We start from the raw sequence: 17,948 nt of genomic DNA, 5'->3' as shown, positions 1-17,948 counted from the left end.
CCAGGTTTTCTTCCAGGCGCGAGGTCTTCGGATCGATGATATTGGCCACCCAACCGGCCAGTTGCAGACCATCCCTGGCAATCGCCTCGGAGTGGCCATGATCACGTCGCTACGGGTGGCGTGAGCCAGTTCCGGGGAGATTTCCGGATCCGGGTTCGAGCAGGCGAACACGATCGGGTTGGCAGCCATCGACTTCAGGCCTTCCGGGCTCAGCAGGTTCGGGCCGGACAGACCAACGAACACGTCTGCGCCTTGCAGGGCGTCGGCCAGGGTGCGCTTGTCGGTCGCGTGCGCGAAGACAGCCTTGTACTGGTTCAGATCATCACGACCGGAGTGAATCACACCGGTACGGTCGATCATGTAGATGTTTTCGATGTTGGCGCCCATGCTCACCAGCAATTTCATGCAGGAGATGGCGGCAGCGCCAGCACCGAGGCAGACGATCTTGGCTTCAGCCAGGGTCTTGCCGGCGATTTCCAGGGCGTTGATCATGCCGGCCGCGGTCACGATGGCGGTACCGTGCTGGTCATCGTGGAACACCGGAATGTCGCATTGCTCGATCAGGGCGCGCTCGATCTCGAAGCACTCTGGCGCCTTGATGTCTTCCAGGTTGATGCCACCGAAGGTGATGGAGATGCGCTTGACGGTGTCGATGAAGGCTTGCGGGCTTTCGGAATCGACTTCGATGTCGAAAACGTCGATGCCGGCGAAGCGCTTGAACAGTACGCCTTTACCTTCCATCACTGGCTTGGAAGCCAGTGGGCCGAGGTTACCCAGGCCAAGAATCGCGGTGCCATCGGAAATGACTGCAACCAGGTTGCCTTTGCCGGTGTACTTGTAGGCCAGTTCAGGATCGCGGGCGATTTCACGTACTGGTTCGGCTACGCCGGGGCTGTAGGCCAGCGACAGATCGCGGGCGGTAGCGGTGGCCTTGGTAAGTTCGACGCTCAGTTTCCCTGGACGAGGGTTGGCGTGATATTCGAGAGCGGCAGTTTTCAAATCAGACATGTGGGCATTCCGCTTTTACTGTTGGACAGACTGGTCAGCGAGGATACGCGCCTCGCAAAATCCCCACAAGACTGACCGGTCACCCCTGTCAAGCGCCCTACCCTACGACTTTGGGCCAAGAGCCGCGGAACAGAAGGGATAGACTGTTCACAATTGACAGAAAAAATGTCTACAATTTTTTGTTACTGCGCAACCTGAAGCATCGCCGGATCCGTCAACGGCAACATCCAGCGCGCCTGACCTTCCTTGAGTCCGCCACGACGCGAACGATCCAGTACCCAGCCACGCGCCTCAATCTGCTGACCTTTGAGCCTTTCAAGCGAGGCAACATCGAAACGTTCCAGCAAATTGGGTGCAACGCGCAGTACAACCGCATCCTGTAATTCGATCCAAAGCCCACCGCGATTGCGTTGGACCCTGCTCACACGACCACTGAGCACCGCAAAACCGGCTGCGCTGATCTGATCCGCTTTCAATACAGGTGACTGGCGCCAAACGCCGAGCCCGGCCTGACGGGCGCTGCGCTCCGCAGCCTGCTGACAATCGACCAGATCGACGTTCGGTTGAATGGCGACGAGAAAGCCGAGGCCTTCTGCGAGCATTTGCGCTTCGAGATTGGCACCGTCAGCGCCGTAGACATGGGCCAGGGTGCGGCCGTAGCGATCCTTGCTCTCTTTACCCGGCTGCAAGCCGACCCGTCCGTTGCTGGCTGACACCAGGGCTTCGAGACGCTTGCGCGCAACCACCGCGAACGGCTCGTCGGAGCGGCCTTTCTTGCCCAGCTCCGGCGTATTCAAGCCGATCATGCGCACGCTGCGGCCATCGTTCAAACGCAAGGTGTCGCCATCCACCACACGCTGTACGGCAACAGTTTCCAGGCCGCCCGGCACCGGGCAAAAGGCCTGGGCCGCAGAGAGCCAAATCGCGGGCACAAAAAAGGCGCCCACAAGGGACGCCTTTTTCATCAGCATGGAAAAACCGAAACGGCTTCCCAAGTTGATTGGCCTTAGGCCTTTTTCGCGCCGAAAGCACCGAAGCGGTCGGCGAACTTCTGAACGCGGCCGCCAGTGTCCAGAGTCTTTTGCTTACCGGTGTAGAACGGGTGGCACTCGTTGCAAACGTCGATCGCCAGGGCTTTGCCGAAGGTCGAACGGGTTTCGAACTTGTTGCCGCAGCTGCAGGAAACAGCAACTACTGGGTATTCTGGGTGAATTTCTGGTTTCATGGTGTCTTCCTCAGGCTAGCGTGCCGCCACCCAACACTATTGTTGAATACCGCACGTAATTAGGCCGCGGATTCTACCAGACAATCCCGATCACGCAAGTTGTTGCTCGGACCGACCGTCTGCTAGGCTCCCGACCCAATGCGCAATCCCCTTGTAGGAACGAGGCTTGCCCGCGAACGCGACTTATCAGGCACATAAATGTCGCCTGACTCACTGCATTCGCGAGCAGGCTCGCTCCCACAGGTCACTCGCCAACCTTATATACCCGCTGACCGAGATCCCCCCGCGTGCCCGACGCCATCTTGCGCCTCGCCCTGCCTTCGCCCCTGCGCCGCCTGTTCGATTACCGCGCGCCGGCGGGGGTCCCACGCGCCCGGTTGCACCCCGGCATGCGCCTGCGGGTACCGTTCGGTCGGCGCGAGATGATCGGGATTCTGGTGGAGATCACCGACACCAGCGACGTCCCGGCGGAAAAACTCAAGCCCGCCCTGGCACTGCTCGACACCACGCCGCCGCTGCCTGCAACGCTGTTCAAGTTGTGCCTGTGGACATCCCAGTACTACCAGCACAGCCTTGGCGACACCTTGAGCTGGGCGTTGCCGACGCTGCTGCGCCAGGGCGAGCTGGCCGAGGCGCGGCAGGAGCGCTTCTGGTCTGCCGCCCCCGGCGCACGCCTTGATGACCCACGCATCGCCCGCGCTCCGCGCCAGCGTGAAGCCCTGGCGACGCTGGCCCAACACCCTCACGGGGTACCCCATGCATTGCTGGGCAAACTGAAGCTGAGCAAGGACAGCCTCGATTTGCTACTGGCCAAGGACCTGGTGCAAGTCGAAATCCGCAAGCATGCGCCCGGCGCGCGTCACGAACACTGGCTCGCGCAGCCAGAGCTGCCGTTGAACGCAGAACAGCGCGCCGCCTGTGAAGCCATTCGCGCCGGGTTCGACAGCTATCATGCCTTCCTGCTGGCCGGCGTGACCGGCAGCGGCAAGACCGAAGTGTATTTGCAACTGATCCGCGAAACCCTGGAGGCCGGCAAGCAAGCGCTGGTACTGATTCCGGAAATCAACCTCGGCCCGCAAACCCTGGCGCGCTTCGAACAACGGTTCAATGCGCGCATTGCCCTGATTCACTCGGCGGTCAACGACCGCGAACGCCTCGATGCCTGGCTCGCCGCCCGCGACGGCGAGGCCGACATCATTATCGGCACCCGTTCGGCGCTGTTCACACCGATGAAAAATCCGGGGCTGATCATTATCGATGAGGAGCATGACGGCTCCTATAAACAGCAGGAAGGCCTGCGCTACCACGCCCGCGACCTGGCACTGGTGCGTGCGCGACAGGAAAACATACCGATTGTCCTGGGCTCCGCGACACCCTCACTGGAAAGCCTGCACAACGCCCACACCGGCCGATATGGCCTGCTGCGACTGAATGAACGCGCCGGCGGGGCCAAACAGCCTCGCTTCCTGCGCCTGGATGTGAAGAGCCGCCCACTGGACAGCGGGATTTCCGGGCCGATGCAGCAAGCCATCGGCCAGACCCTCGCCGCAGGCCAACAGGTGCTGGTTTTCCTCAACCGCCGGGGCTTCGCCCCGACCCTGCTCTGCCATGACTGCGGCTGGATGTCCGAGTGCCAACGCTGCGATGCACGCATGACGGTGCACCAGCGCTATGGCGAATTGCGCTGCCATCATTGCGGTTACGTCGAACGCGTGCCGCGCCAGTGCCCCAAGTGCAACAGGGTCGATCTGCGCCCGGTGGGTGCGGGCACCGAGCGCGCCGAAGAACGCCTGTCGATTCTGTTCCCCGATTACCCGGTGCTGCGAGTCGACCGCGACAGCACATCGCGCAAGGATGCGATGAATCAGCTGTTCGCAACCATCCAGAAGGGCCAGCCGTGCATTCTGGTGGGTACACAAATGCTCGCCAAAGGGCACCACTTCCCACGGGTGACCCTGGTGTCGATCCTCGATGCCGACGGCGGTCTGTTTTCCGGCGACTTCCGTGCCAGCGAGCGCATGGCGCAATTGATCGTCCAGGTCGCCGGACGGGCCGGGCGGGCGGAAGAACCCGGCAAAGTGATCATCCAGACACACCTGGCCGACCACCCTCTACTGGTGCAACTGACCGAGCAGGGCTACTTCGCCTTCGCCGAACAGGCCCTGAGCGAGCGTCGCGCCGCCGGCCTGCCGCCGTTCGCCCACTTGGCGCTGTTGCGCGCCGAAGCGCACAAACCGGGTCAGGCCGAAGGGTTTCTCGATGAAGCGTGCAGCGAGGCCGAGCGCCTGCTGGCCGAGCAGAACCTGACCGGCATCGAGCTGCTTGGGCCGGTGCCCGCACCGATGGAGCGGCGCGCCGGGCGCTTCCGGGCCCAGTTGCTACTGCAGGCGACCGCCCGGGCACCGCTGCACCGGCTGCTCGCCAGTTGGCTGTTGGTGCTGGAGCAAATGCCGAGCGGGCGTGCAGTGCGCTGGTCCCTGGATGTTGATCCCGTCGATCTGTATTGATAGATAAATCGCCTTCTCTCGTAGGAGCCAGGCTTGCCGGCGAAGGCGATCTCACGGGCACCTTCGCCGGCAAGCCTGGCTCCTACAGGGAAAGAGGTCCAACTTGTCACCGCATATCCATAACCTGCCCGCTATAGTTGGCAAGCCAGCCCTGGCAACGGATAATGCCCAGTTTTTCCACCAGCGCATCGAAGCGCCGCCGCGCATGCGGTTGAAAGAGAAGACCATGAAAGACACCATTCGCCAGCTGATCCAACAAGCCATCACCCAACTCGTCAACGAAGGTGTGTTGCCTGAAGGCCTGACGCCGGCGATCCAGGTGGAAAACTCCCGCGACAAGACCCATGGCGACTTCGCCAGCAACATCGCCATGATGCTGGCCAAACCGGCAGGCATGAAACCGCGTGACCTGGCGGAAAAAATCATCGCCGCGCTGCCGGCCGATGAAAACGTCTCCAAGGCCGAAATCGCCGGCCCCGGTTTCCTGAACTTCTTCCAGAACACCCAGGCTCTGGCAACGCGCCTGGACGCGGCCCTGGCCGATGAGCGCATCGGTGTGCGCAAGGCCGGCCCGGTACAGCGCACCGTTGTCGACCTGTCGGCCCCCAACCTGGCCAAGGAAATGCACGTTGGCCACCTGCGCTCGACCATCATCGGTGACGGTGTGGCCAGGGTGCTGGAGTTTCTGGGCGATACCGTGATCCGTCAGAACCACGTGGGCGACTGGGGCACCCAGTTCGGCATGCTGATGGCTTACCTGCAGGAAAACCCGATCACCAGCGACGAGCTGTCGGACCTGGAAAACTTCTACCGTGCCGCCAAGCAGCGCTTCGACGAGTCCGAAGAGTTCGCCGACCGCGCCCGCGGCCTGGTGGTCAAGCTGCAGGCCGGCGATGCGGACTGCCTGGCCCTGTGGACCAAGTTCAAGGACATCTCGCTGTCCCACTGCCAGAAAATCTACGAACTGCTCAACGTCAAGCTGACCATGGCCGACGTCATGGGCGAAAGCGCCTACAACGATGATCTGATCAACGTGGTCAACGACCTCAAGGCCGCTGGCATGCTGGTTGAAAGCAACGGCGCCCAGTGCGTGTTCCTGGACGAGTTCAAGAATGCCGACGGTGATCCGCTGCCGGTGATCATCGTCAAGGCCGATGGCGGTTACCTCTACGCCACCACCGACCTGGCCGCCGTGCGCTATCGCAGCGGCAAGCTCAAGGCCGACCGTGCGCTGTATTTCGTCGACCAGCGCCAGGCCCTGCATTTCCAGCAAGTATTCGCCGTGGCACGCAAGGCCGGGTTCGTGACGCATCCGATGGAAATGGAGCACATGGGCTTCGGCACCATGAACGGCGCCGATGGTCGTCCGTTCAAGACCCGCGACGGCGGTACCGTGAAGCTGATCGACCTGCTGACCGAAGCCCAGGAACGCGCCTACACACTGGTGAAGGACAAGAACCCGGAACTGGCCGAAGCCGACTTGCGCAGCATCGCCAAGGTCGTGGGTATCGGCGCGGTGAAATACGCCGACCTGTCCAAGCACCGCACCAGCGACTACAGCTTCAACTTCGACCTGATGCTGAATTTCGAAGGCAACACCGCGCCTTACCTGCTGTACGCCTACACCCGCGTGGCTGGCGTGTTCCGCAAACTCGGCAAGGACTTCAGCGAAATCGAAGGCCAGATCGTCCTCGAAGCTGCACACGAGCACGAACTGGCCGCGAAACTCGCGCAATTCGGCGAAGTACTGAACAACGTGTCCGACAAAGGCACGCCACACACGCTCTGCACTTACCTGTATGACGTCGCCGGCCTGTTCTCCAGCTTCTACGAGAATTGCCCGATCCTGGCCGCCGACACCCCGGAGCAGATGCAGAGCCGCCTGCGCCTCGCCGCACTGACCGGACGCACCCTCAAGCAAGGCCTGGAACTCCTGGGCCTGGAAACTCTGGAGCGAATGTAAGTTGGCTGCCAAGAAAAAACCTGCACCCAAGCGTGGCGCCAGCCGTTACCAAGCTCCAGCAAAACAGCCGATCCCGGGCTGGCTGTGGATGGCCATTGGCCTGACGGTCGGTGCATTCATCGTATTCCTGATGAAGTTGGAACCAGGCAAAGGCAGCGACACGGTCAAGCGCGAAAAGGTCGAGAAGATCGAACAGCAGAAGGCCAGCAAGATCGCCGAAGCCAACAAGACCCCACCAAGCCCGGCGCAACCGGTGAAGCCGAAGTACGACTTCTACACCCTGCTGCCGGAATCGGAGGTCATCGTGCCGCCGGATGCCGTGCCGGAAAAAACCCTGCCGACGCCACAGGTACCTGCCATTCCGACCACGCCGGTGACTCCGGCGGAAGCGGCGAAGATCGATACGGCTCGCGCCCAGGCGGCCCTGTCCGGCATTACACCGCCACCGGCACCGCCCGTCACCAAGGCCGCACCGGTCACCAAGTTCTTCCTGCAGGCCGGTTCGTTCCGCAAGGAAGCCGATGCGGACAAGGTTCGTGCACAAATCATCCTGCTCGGCCAGGCTGTGGCGGTCGAATCCGGCACGGTGAAAGACGAGACCTGGTATCGGGTACTGGTCGGACCGTTCAGCAATCGTGAACAGCTGACCACCGCGCAGAAGCAATTGGCCGGCGCCGGCTTCAGCAATCTGCTGTTACAACAACGCCAGAGCCGCTGATTCCGTCAAAAGTACCGAGTCATCTTCATCGCGAGCAGGCTCGCTCCCACAGAGTTCCCTGTGATCCTGTGGGAGCGAGCCTGCTCGCGATGACGCAATGTCCAGCGCTACTTCTCCCTGATCTGACGCACACCACTCGTCCCCTCTCCCGCCGTACAGTTGAAATCCTCGGTACCACCCCCATATGAGTTGCCATAGGCATTTTCGCCCCGCTGCGTGGAGACTCTTCCCTTGACCACCATCGTTTCAGTTCGCCGCCAAGGCAAAGTCGTCATGGGCGGCGACGGCCAGGTTTCTCTCGGCAATACCGTGATGAAAGGCAACGCCAAGAAAGTTCGTCGCCTGTACCACGGTGAAGTCCTCGCCGGCTTTGCTGGCGCCACCGCTGACGCCTTCACCCTTTTCGAACGTTTCGAAGGTCAGCTGGAGAAGCATCAGGGCCATCTGGTGCGTGCCGCCGTCGAACTCGCCAAAGAATGGCGCACCGACCGCTCCCTGAGCCGCCTTGAAGCCATGCTCGCAGTGGCCAACAAAGACGCCTCCCTGATCATCACCGGCAACGGTGACGTGGTCGAGCCAGAACATGGCCTGATCGCCATGGGTTCCGGTGGCGCCTTTGCCCAGGCTGCCGCCAGCGCACTGCTGAAGAAAACCGACCTGTCGGCCCGGGAAATCGTCGAGACCGCCCTGGGCATCGCCGGCGACATCTGCGTATTCACCAACCACACCCAGACCATTGAGGAGCAGGACTGCGCCAAAGGCGACGAGTAAGTCTGTTTCGGCCGCATGCCACGACTCACTTCGTTCAAGGTCCGCCAATTATTATGTCCATGACTCCCCGTGAAATCGTCCACGAACTCAATCGCCATATCATCGGCCAGGACGATGCCAAGCGCGCCGTCGCCATTGCCCTGCGCAATCGCTGGCGCCGGATGCAGCTGCCTGAAGAGCTGCGCGTTGAAGTAACGCCGAAAAACATCCTGATGATCGGCCCGACCGGCGTCGGTAAAACCGAAATCGCCCGTCGCCTGGCCAAGCTGGCCAATGCACCGTTCATCAAGGTCGAAGCGACCAAGTTCACCGAAGTCGGCTACGTAGGTCGCGACGTCGAATCGATCATTCGTGACCTGGCCGACGCCGCGATCAAGCTGCTGCGCGAACAGGAAATCACCAAGGTTCGCCATCGCGCCGAAGACGCCGCCGAAGAGCGCATCCTCGATGCGCTGTTGCCACCGGCACGCATGGGCTTCAGCAACGACGACGCCCCGACCACCGACTCCAACACCCGTCAGCTGTTCCGCAAGCGCCTGCGCGAGGGTCAGCTGGACGACAAGGAGATCGAGATCGAAGTGGCCGAAATGTCCGGCGTCGATATCTCCGCGCCTCCGGGCATGGAAGAAATGACCAACCAATTGCAGAGCCTGTTCGCCAACATGGGCAAGGGCAAACGCAAGAGCCGCAAGCTCAAGGTCAAGGAAGCGCTGAAACTGGTACGCGACGAAGAAGCCAGCCGCCTGGTCAACGATGAAGAATTGAAAGCCAAGGCCCTGGAAGCGGTCGAGCAGCACGGCATCGTGTTCATCGACGAAATCGACAAGGTCGCCAAACGCGGCAACGTGGGCGGCGCCGACGTCTCGCGCGAAGGTGTGCAGCGTGACTTGCTGCCGCTGATCGAAGGCTGCACCGTCAATACCAAACTGGGCATGGTCAAGACCGACCACATCCTGTTCATTGCTTCCGGTGCTTTCCACCTGAGCAAGCCGAGCGATCTGGTGCCAGAACTGCAGGGTCGCCTGCCGATTCGTGTCGAGCTCAAGGCGCTGTCGCCGCAAGACTTCGAGCGCATCCTCAGCGAGCCGCATGCATCGCTCACCGAGCAATATTGCGCACTGCTGAAAACCGAAGGCCTGACCATCGAATTCCAGCCAAGCGGCATCAAGCGCATCGCCGAGATCGCCTGGCAGGTCAACGAGAAAACCGAGAACATCGGTGCCCGTCGTCTGCACACCCTGCTTGAGCGCCTGCTCGAAGAGCTGTCGTTCAGCGCCGGCGACCTGGCCAGCGCCCACGATGACAAGGCGATCCAGATCGACGCCGACTACGTCAACAACCATCTGGGCGAATTGGCGCAGAACGAAGACCTGTCCCGTTATATCCTGTAAGCCAGACCTGTAGGAGCGAGCAAGCTCGCGATGGATGCCAGAGCACCGCGGGGTATCAGGTACCCCGCGTTATCGTTGACGTCCATCGCGAGCTTGCTCGCTCCTACAGGGTTCCCTCCCCAACGGAACTTTGGCCATGCTCCCCACCGACATCAAACTGCACAAAGCCTCGAAAACCCTGACGCTCAAATACGCGTCCGGCGAGGAATTCACCCTGCCCGCCGAGTTCCTGCGCGTGCACTCTCCCTCCGCCGAGGTCCAGGGCCACGGCAAACCCATCCTGCAATTCGGCAAGATCAACGTAGGCCTGACCAAGATAGAACCGGCCGGTCAGTACGCACTGAAACTGACCTTCGACGACGGCCATGACAGCGGGCTGTTCACCTGGGAATACCTCTTTGAGCTGGGGCGACGTTATGACGCACTCTGGGAGGACTATCTCGCCGAACTCAAAGCCGCCGGAAAAAGCCGCGACCCGGACGAATCCGTCGTCAAGCTGATGCTCTAGCCTGAGCCTCTTGCTCTTTAGAGGGCATTTTCTAATTTCATCTGTTTGAATGCTCGGCTTCGAGACCGATGATCGGTCCGCTTGCGAAAAAAATTAAACTCGGGTAACCAATGGACTTGGCAGGTTCCCTGCAGTGATCTCTGCGAACCAAAAGCAGCGATGCGGTATTAACGGTCACCCGAGCAGTAGTACCTGGCATTGGCTGTGTGACTGCACAGCAGGAGCTCCGGGTACTCGTCTCAGGACAATGGAGCGTCGTAGATGAGTAACAAGAATAACGATGACTTGAAGTATCAGGCCTCGGAAAACACCTTGGGACTGAATCCTGTCGTTGGGCTGCGTGGAAAGGATCTACTGGCTTCTGCTCGAATGGTGCTCAGGCAGGCCATCAAGCAACCGGTGCACAGCGCCAAACATGTTGCGCACTTCGGCCTTGAACTCAAGAACGTGCTGTTCGGCAAATCCGAACTGCAACCGGCTAACGATGACCGTCGTTTTGTCGACCCGGCCTGGAGCCAGAACCCGCTCTACAAACGTTACATGCAAACCTATCTGGCGTGGCGCAAGGAACTCCACGACTGGATCGACGACAGCAAACTCTCGTCCAAAGACGTTGCTCGCGGGCACTTCGTGATCAACCTCATGACTGAGGCGTTCGCCCCGACCAACACCGCTGCCAACCCGGCGGCCGTCAAACGCTTCTTCGAAACCGGCGGCAAAAGCCTGCTCGACGGTCTTTCGCACCTGGCCAAGGACCTCGTCCATAACGGCGGCATGCCGAGCCAGGTCAACATGGGCGCATTCGAGGTAGGCAAGAGCCTGGGCGTGACCGAAGGCGCAGTCGTTTTCCGCAACGACGTCCTGGAGCTGATCCAGTACAAACCGACCACCGAGCAAGTCCTCGAACGTCCATTGCTGGTGGTACCACCGCAAATCAACAAGTTCTATGTATTCGACCTGAGCCCCGACAAGAGCCTGGCGCGCTTCTGCCTGCGCAGCAACGTGCAGACCTTCATCGTCAGCTGGCGCAACCCGACCAAGGAGCAGCGCGAGTGGGGCCTGTCGACCTACATCGAGGCGCTCAAGGAAGCGGTCGATGTGGTCACCGCCATCACCGGCAGCAAAGACGTGAACATGCTCGGCGCCTGCTCCGGCGGCATCACCTGCACCGCGCTGCTGGGCCACTACGCAGCCATTGGCCAGAACAAGGTCAATGCCCTGACGCTGCTGGTCAGCGTGCTCGACACCACCCTCGACAGCGACGTTGCCCTGTTCGTCGACGAACAGACCCTGGAGAGCGCCAAGCGCCACTCGTATCAGGCCGGCGTACTCGAAGGCAAGGACATGGCCAAGGTCTTCGCCTGGATGCGCCCCAACGACCTGATCTGGAACTACTGGGTCAATAACTACCTGCTGGGCAACGAGCCGCCGGTGTTCGACATCCTGTTCTGGAACAACGACACCACGCGTTTGCCGGCAGCGTTCCACGGCGACCTGATCGAGATGTTCAAGAACAACCCGCTGATTCGCCCCAATGCACTTGAAGTGTGCGGGACCGCCATCGACCTGAAACAGGTGACTGCCGACATCTTTTCCCTGGCCGGCACCACCGACCACATCACGCCGTGGAAGTCCTGCTACAAATCGGCGCAACTGTTCGGTGGCAAGGTGGAGTTCGTGCTCTCCAGCAGCGGACATATCCAGAGCATCCTGAACCCGCCGGGCAATCCGAAATCCCGTTACATGACCGGGACGGAAATGGCCGACAGCGCAGAGGAGTGGCAAGAGAACTCCACCAAGCACACCGATTCCTGGTGGCTGCATTGGCAGAACTGGTTGGCCGAGCGTTCCGGCGAGATGAAAAAAGCACCGACCAAACTGGGCAACAGGGCTTACCCGGCAGGTGAAGCATCGCCAGGTACCTATGTTCATGAGCGGTAACTGACACACCTCGCCCTACCCACTGTAGGAGCGAGCAAGCTCGCGATGGACGTCAACGAAAACGCGGGGCACCTGGAACCCCGTGGAGCTCTGGAATCCATCGCGAGCATGCTCGCTCCTACAGTGGGCGGGGACGGGGAAGAATTCGAGAGACACAGGGCCAGAAGCATGCCGCAACCGTTCATTTTCCGTACCGTCGACCTGGATGGCCAGACCCTCCGTACGGCCGTGCGCCCCGGCAAGCCTCACTTGACGCCCTTGCTGATATTCAACGGCATCGGCGCCAACCTGGAACTGGTTTTTCCGTTTGTCGCGGCACTGGACCCCGATCTGGAAGTGATCGCCTTCGACGTGCCCGGTGTCGGTGGCTCGTCGACGCCGAATCGACCCTACCGGTTTCCCGGCCTGGCGAAACTCACGGCACGCATGCTCGATTACCTGGACTACGGACAGGTCAACGTGATTGGCGTGTCTTGGGGAGGCGCCCTCGCCCAGCAGTTCGCGCATGACTATCCGGAGCGTTGCAAGAAGCTGGTACTGGCCGCTACCGCAGCAGGTGCCGTGATGGTGCCAGGCAAGCCGAAAGTACTGTGGATGATGGCCAGCCCCCGACGCTATATCCAGCCTTCGCACGTGATCCGCATCGCGCCGATGATCTATGGCGGTTCGTTCCGGCGTGATCCGACGCTCGCCGCGAGTCACGCTGCCAAGGTGCGCTCGGCGGGCAAGCTCGGTTACTACTGGCAGCTGTTCGCAGGCCTGGGCTGGACCAGCATTCACTGGCTGCACAAGATCCACCAGCCGACCCTGGTGCTGGCCGGCGACGACGACCCGCTGATCCCGCTGATCAACATGCGCTTGCTGGCCTGGCGGATTCCCAATGCCCAACTGCACATCATCGATGACGGGCATCTGTTCCTGATCACCCGCGCCGAAGCGGTGGCGCCGATCATCATGAAGTTTCTCGAGCAGGAGCGGCAGCGTGCAGTGATGCATCCACACCCCTCACCACTGGGTGGTTGATCGTCCCACCCACGGTCGGCAGGAAGCCGTACCACGCAATATCCCGTTACAGCGTCTATGGTGTTCTGGTTCGGTGTGTTTGTATTTGGCCTGAAGACGAAGGAGTGTTGAGTCATGCGCGATAAACCAGCGAGGGAGTCACTACCCACTCCCGCCGCGTTCATCAATGCACAAAGCGCGATTACCGGCCTGCGAGGGCGGGATCTGATTTCGACGTTGCGCAGTGTTGCCGCCCATGGCCTGCGCAACCCGGTGCACACCGCTCGACACGCCTTGAAGCTCGGCAGCCAATTGGGTCGCGTCCTGCTGGGCGATACCCTGCACCCGACCAACCCGCAGGACAGCCGTTTCTCCGATCCGGCATGGAGCCTGAACCCGTTTTACAGTCGCACCCTGCAGGCTTACCTGAGCTGGCAAAAGCAGGTCAAGAGCTGGATCGACGAGAGCAGCATGAGCCCGGACGATCGTGCCCGCGCGCACTTCGCATTCGCCTTGCTCAATGACGCCATGTCGCCATCCAACAGCCTGCTCAATCCGCTGGCGATCAAGGAAATTTTCAACTCAGGCGGTAACAGCCTGGTCCGCGGGATCGGCCATTTGCTGGACGATTTGCTGCACAACGATGGCTTGCCCCGGCAAGTCACGAAACAGGCATTCGAGGTCGGCAAGACCGTTGCCACCTCCGTCGGCGCCGTGGTGTTTCGCAACGAATTGCTGGAGCTGATCCAGTACAAGCCGATGAGCGAAAAGCAGTATGCCAAACCGCTGCTGGTGGTCCCGCCGCAGATCAACAAGTACTACATTTTCGATCTCAGCCCCCATAACAGCTTCGTCCAGTTCGCGCTCAAGAATGGGCTGCAAACCTTCGTGATCAGTTGGCGCAACCCGGATGTGCGCCATCGTGAATGGGGTTTGTCGACCTACGTTGAAGCGGTGGAAGAAGCCATGAATGCCTGTCGGGCGATCAGTGGCGCACGGGAGGTCAACCTGATGGGGGCCTGTGCCGGCGGACTGACGATTGCCGCGTTGCAAGGGCACTTGCAGGCAAAGCGGCAACTGCGGCGGGTGTCCAGTGCGACCTACCTGGTCAGCCTGCTCGACAGCCAGCTGGACTCGCCAGCGACTCTCTTTGCCGACGAGCAGACACTGGAAGCCGCCAAGCGCCGCTCCTACCAGAAAGGCGTGCTGGACGGTCGCGACATGGCCCGGGTCTTCGCGTGGATGCGCCCCAACGACCTGATCTGGAGTTACTTCGTCAATAACTACCTGTTGGGCAAAGAGCCGCCAGCCTTCGACATTCTCTACTGGAACAACGACAACACGCGTTTGCCGGCGGCCCTGCATGGCGACCTGCTCGACTTCTTCAAGCACAACCCGCTGAGCCACCCGGGCGGTCTCGAAGTCTGCGGTACACCGATCGACCTGCAGAAGGTCACCGTCGACAGCTTCAGTGTCGCCGGCATCAACGACCACATCACCCCCTGGGATGCGGTGTATCGCTCGACGTTGCTGCTGGGGGGTGAGCGCCGCTTCGTGCTGTCCAACAGCGGTCATGTGCAAAGCATCCTCAACCCGCCGGGCAACCCGAAAGCCAACTACGTCGAAAACGGCAAGTTGAGCAGCGACCCACGCGCCTGGTACTACGACGCCAAACACGTCGACGGGAGTTGGTGGACGCAATGGCTGAGCTGGATCCAGGAGCGCTCCGGCGAACAAAAAGAAACCATCATGACCCTGGGCAACCAGAATTACCCACCGATGGAGGCGGCGCCCGGTACCTATGTACGGGTGCGCTGACGTTCAAACAAACCACGGCCGCTGCCGGCCGTGGCATGACCCGAACTTTAAGAAGACTGGATGAAAACCCGCGACCGCATCCTCGAATGTGCCCTGCAGTTGTTCAATCAGAAGGGCGAACCGAACGTCTCCACCATGGAAGTGGCCAACGAAATGGGCATCAGCCCGGGCAACCTCTACTACCACTTTCACGGTAAGGAGCCCTTGATTCTTGGCCTGTTCGAACGTTTCCAGGCGGAGCTGGCTCCCTTGCTCGACCCGCCGGCGGATGTCGAGCTGTCCCCCGCGGATTACTGGCTGTTCCTGCACCTGATCGTCGAACGCCTGGCCCATTACCGTTTCCTGTTCCAGGACCTGTCCAACCTGGCCGGACGCTTGCCGAAACTGGCCAAGGGCATCCGCAACCTGCTCAATGGACTCAAGCGCACACTGGCATCGTTGCTGGCGCGATTGAAAGCGCAAGGGCAGTTGGTCAGCGACACTCAAGCCCTGGGTCAACTGGTGGAACAGATCACCATGACCCTGCTGTTTTCACTGGACTACCAGCGAATTCTCGATCGGGAAGGAGAAGTGCGACTGGTGGTTTACCAAATCATGATGCTGGTCGCGCCGCATCTGCTGCCGCCGATCAAGGTGGCGACTGAGCGAATGGCGATGCAGTACCTCGAAGAACACGAATAACCCGCCTCCCCCTGTAGGAGCGAGCAAGCTCGCGATGGTCGTCAACGATAACGTTGGGCTCCTGACACCCCGCGGCGCACTCGGGTTCATCGCGAGCATGCTCGCTCCTACAGGGATTTACCAGATCATGATGCTGGTCGCGCCGCATCTGCTGCCGCCGATCAAGGTGGCGACTGAGCGGATGGCGATGCAGTACCTCGAAGAACACGAATAACCCGCCTCCCCCTGTAGGAGCGAGCAAGCTCGCGATGGTCGTCAACGATAACGTTGGGCTCCTGACACCCCGCGGCGCACTCGGGTTCATCGCGAGCGTGCTCGCTCCTACAGGGATCTTCATGTGCAAACAAAAACGCCCGACCTTGGCAGGCCGGGCGTTTTTTTGAGCCCTGAAGATCAGGACTGACTGGATGGCGTCGATGGGGCTGGCGCGACAGTCGGGGTTACCGCAGGGGTTGGCGCGGCGGCGGAGTTCGCCGGGCTGACCGGAGCTACCGGGGCGGCCGGCTTGGCGGCGGCCACTGCCGGTTTCGGCACAGCGGCTTTTGCAGCGGCTGGTTTTTTCACCGCAGGCTTCTTCGCAGCAGCAGGTTTTGCCGCTGGTTTGGCAGCAGCCGGTTTGGCAGCGGCGGTTTTCGCAGCCGGTTTGGCAGCAGCAGGCTTGGCGGCCGGTTTGGCGGCGGCTTTCGCTGCAACCGGTTTGGCGGCAGGCTTGGCAGCAGCAGGCTTGGCAGCGGCGGTTTTCGCAGCCGGTTTGGCCGCAGCTTTGGCCAGCGGTTTGGCTGCGGTCTTGGCAGCAGGTTTGGCGGCTGCGGTTTTTGCTGCAACAGGTGCGACTTTGGCACCGGTCAGTTTTTCAATTTGCTTGGTCAGGGTATCGACCTTGCTGTGCAGCGCCTTGACTTCACTGCGACTCGGCACACCCAGACGCGAAATGGCGCTGTTCAGACGCTTGTCGAAAGCGCCTTCCAGCTCATCCCACTTGCCCAGTGCACGGTCTTTCACGCCGCTGATGCGCGACTTGGCCGACGAAGCGGAATCCTTGGCGGCGTCGACTTTCTTGCCAACGGCACTCTTGGTGAGCTTCTCGGCTTTCTCGCCGTCCTTAACCAATGTATCGAAGAGTTTGCTGCCGTCAGTGTCGATCTTCGAGTACACGCCTAAACCAGCCAGCCAGATTTTTCGGGAGTATTCTTCAACTTTCCCGATCCACGAGCTGCCTTCTTTTTCGGTGTTCTTTTTAACAGCCATCCCGTTCTCCTTAAGATTTACGCGCGACACGTTCGAGCAATGCCGTCAACTCATCGAGCTTAGCAGAGAGTGTCTCAACGTCATGTTTAGACGGAATGCCGATACGATTCAAGGCACTGGCGACACGCGTGTCGAACGCCTTCTCGACCTTGTCGAGCTGCACTTCGACCTTGCCTCTGAAAGTGCTCACTTCACTCTTGGCTTCATCGATTTCGGCGTTCGCCGCTTCAAGCTTTTCAGCAACTGCCTTTTTGCTTTTGGTTTCAACAGCTTGACCAGCCTTGATCAGCTCTTGAAAGTATTCGCTGCCCTCTTGGCCGACCTTGGTGTAGGCACCCAGGCCTGCCAGCCAGATCTTGCGGGCATAGGATTTGACGTCTTTCAGAGTATTGGTCGAGGCGTCGATTTTTTTCTTCAAAACAGCTTTGGCCATGGTGCACCTCACGCGCAGAAGGTTTGAGGAACTGCCCGCGACAATGCCGGGCTCAGGCACAAAGTAGGGAGAAAAATTAGAAACGGCACCCTAACAACTGACATAAATAGCAAGCAGGGCAAACACGGAACCTGTGGGAGCGGGCTTGCCCGCGATGGCGGTGGATCAGCAAATAAAGATACTGGATATGCCGACCTCATCGCGGGCAAGCCCGCTCCCACAAGGTTATCCACTCACCACAAAGACCGGATCAGACCAGGGCCTTATCCAGCGCTTTTTCTATCTCCGCTTTGATCATGCCGCTCATGGCCGACATCATCAGGCCCAGTTCGACCTCGACACGGATCGAATCTTCGGCGACATGCACGGCGCCCTTCACACCCGAACGCTTGAGGTTCAGGGTATCACCGGACCATTGCGGCTCAAGGCCATATTGGTCGGACAGCTTCTGCGCCAACTTGTCGGCCTTTTCCCGCGCCGCTTCCTTACCCAGGCCGTGGGCACGCTCAACACTAATACGGGACATCGAATGACTCCTGCTTTATGAATGCTTGTTCGGTCGTTCCTGACCGCCGCTGCGGCAAAACGTCCCGAAGGTGATCCATCTTACCTTCAGCCTTGCCAAGACAAAGCATCCCTTGGGGATTAGAATGTCGCGCATTCAATTTTGGTGACAGCGATATGACTGATCAGCGCAAAGGCAGCGATGCCGAACCCACCACTCACTTCGGCTT

General features: G+C 60.4%; 16 protein-coding genes and 1 pseudogene. 11 read left to right on the top strand and 6 right to left on the bottom strand.

The window, feature by feature from the left end:
* The 3 genes from ACQKP2_RS27405 to rpmE form a co-directional block, all read right to left on the bottom strand.
* The coding region (locus ACQKP2_RS27405) for a malic enzyme-like NAD(P)-binding protein (RefSeq protein WP_427581120.1) at positions 1-1,008 on the bottom strand (1,008 nt) is incomplete at its 3' end.
* 182 nt (positions 1,009-1,190) lie between these two features.
* The gene (locus ACQKP2_RS27400) at positions 1,191-1,979 is read right to left on the bottom strand and encodes a thermonuclease family protein (protein ID WP_427581119.1); all 789 of its coding nucleotides are present in this window, start codon (positions 1,977-1,979) and stop codon (positions 1,191-1,193) included.
* A 35-nt stretch (positions 1,980-2,014) separates the two neighbouring features.
* Positions 2,015-2,233 carry a 50S ribosomal protein L31 gene (rpmE, locus tag ACQKP2_RS27395; protein WP_427581118.1) on the bottom strand — a complete coding sequence of 73 codons (219 nt, stop codon included), beginning with the start codon at positions 2,231-2,233 and terminating at the stop codon, positions 2,015-2,017.
* 287 nt (positions 2,234-2,520) lie between these two features.
* Here rpmE and ACQKP2_RS27390 point away from each other — a divergent pair, with 287 nt between their 5' ends.
* The 11 genes and pseudogenes from ACQKP2_RS27390 to ACQKP2_RS27340 all read left to right on the top strand — a co-directional run.
* On the top strand, positions 2,521-4,740 hold the full coding sequence (locus ACQKP2_RS27390) for a primosomal protein N' (RefSeq protein WP_427581117.1): 2,220 nt from the start codon (positions 2,521-2,523) through the stop codon (positions 4,738-4,740).
* 226 nt (positions 4,741-4,966) lie between these two features.
* Complete coding sequence (argS, locus tag ACQKP2_RS27385) at positions 4,967-6,703, top strand: arginine--tRNA ligase (RefSeq protein ID WP_427581116.1); 1,737 nt, start codon at positions 4,967-4,969, stop codon at positions 6,701-6,703.
* Position 6,704: 1 nt separating this feature from the next.
* Positions 6,705-7,421: an SPOR domain-containing protein gene (locus ACQKP2_RS27380; protein WP_427581115.1), complete on the top strand. Its 717-nt coding sequence runs from the start codon at positions 6,705-6,707 to the stop codon at positions 7,419-7,421.
* Positions 7,422-7,652: 231 nt separating this feature from the next.
* Complete coding sequence (gene hslV, locus ACQKP2_RS27375; protein WP_427581114.1) at positions 7,653-8,192, top strand: ATP-dependent protease subunit HslV; 540 nt, start codon at positions 7,653-7,655, stop codon at positions 8,190-8,192.
* Between the two features lie 53 nt (positions 8,193-8,245).
* The gene (gene hslU / locus ACQKP2_RS27370) at positions 8,246-9,583 is read left to right on the top strand and encodes an HslU--HslV peptidase ATPase subunit (RefSeq protein WP_427581113.1); all 1,338 of its coding nucleotides are present in this window, start codon (positions 8,246-8,248) and stop codon (positions 9,581-9,583) included.
* A 136-nt stretch (positions 9,584-9,719) separates the two neighbouring features.
* A complete protein-coding gene (locus ACQKP2_RS27365) occupies positions 9,720-10,091 on the top strand; it encodes a gamma-butyrobetaine hydroxylase-like domain-containing protein (RefSeq protein ID WP_427581112.1) in 372 nt (123 codons plus the stop codon).
* Positions 10,092-10,352: 261 nt separating this feature from the next.
* The gene (gene phaC / locus ACQKP2_RS27360; RefSeq protein WP_427581111.1) at positions 10,353-12,032 is read left to right on the top strand and encodes a class II poly(R)-hydroxyalkanoic acid synthase; all 1,680 of its coding nucleotides are present in this window, start codon (positions 10,353-10,355) and stop codon (positions 12,030-12,032) included.
* Between the two features lie 168 nt (positions 12,033-12,200).
* Positions 12,201-13,055 (top strand): poly(3-hydroxyalkanoate) depolymerase, encoded by an 855-nt coding sequence (gene phaZ, locus ACQKP2_RS27355; RefSeq protein WP_427581110.1) that lies wholly within the window; start codon positions 12,201-12,203, stop codon positions 13,053-13,055.
* A 114-nt stretch (positions 13,056-13,169) separates the two neighbouring features.
* Entirely contained in the window at positions 13,170-14,852 is a 1,683-nt protein-coding gene (phaC, locus tag ACQKP2_RS27350) for a class II poly(R)-hydroxyalkanoic acid synthase (RefSeq protein ID WP_427581109.1), read from the top strand.
* A 60-nt stretch (positions 14,853-14,912) separates the two neighbouring features.
* Positions 14,913-15,533 carry a TetR/AcrR family transcriptional regulator gene (locus ACQKP2_RS27345; protein ID WP_427581108.1) on the top strand — a complete coding sequence of 207 codons (621 nt, stop codon included), beginning with the start codon at positions 14,913-14,915 and terminating at the stop codon, positions 15,531-15,533.
* 115 nt (positions 15,534-15,648) lie between these two features.
* Positions 15,649-15,747 (top strand): annotated as a pseudogene (locus ACQKP2_RS27340) (TetR/AcrR family transcriptional regulator); the annotation flags it as partial.
* Between the two features lie 179 nt (positions 15,748-15,926).
* Here the strand turns inward: ACQKP2_RS27340 and ACQKP2_RS27335 are convergent.
* The 3 genes from ACQKP2_RS27335 to ACQKP2_RS27325 form a co-directional block, all read right to left on the bottom strand.
* A complete protein-coding gene (locus ACQKP2_RS27335; RefSeq protein ID WP_427581107.1) occupies positions 15,927-16,781 on the bottom strand; it encodes a phasin family protein in 855 nt (284 codons plus the stop codon).
* Positions 16,782-16,791: 10 nt separating this feature from the next.
* Complete coding sequence (locus tag ACQKP2_RS27330; RefSeq protein ID WP_427581106.1) at positions 16,792-17,214, bottom strand: phasin family protein; 423 nt, start codon at positions 17,212-17,214, stop codon at positions 16,792-16,794.
* Between the two features lie 250 nt (positions 17,215-17,464).
* Positions 17,465-17,740: a polyhydroxyalkanoic acid system family protein gene (locus ACQKP2_RS27325; protein WP_427581105.1), complete on the bottom strand. Its 276-nt coding sequence runs from the start codon at positions 17,738-17,740 to the stop codon at positions 17,465-17,467.
* Positions 17,741-17,948 lie beyond the last annotated feature (208 nt).

It is taken from the genome of Pseudomonas sp. NPDC089569 (assembly GCF_050280625.1).
In the GTDB taxonomy this organism is placed as follows: domain Bacteria; phylum Pseudomonadota; class Gammaproteobacteria; order Pseudomonadales; family Pseudomonadaceae; genus Aquipseudomonas.
Note: the sequence above shows the minus strand (reverse complement) of the source record. Positions and strands in the feature narration are given on the sequence as shown.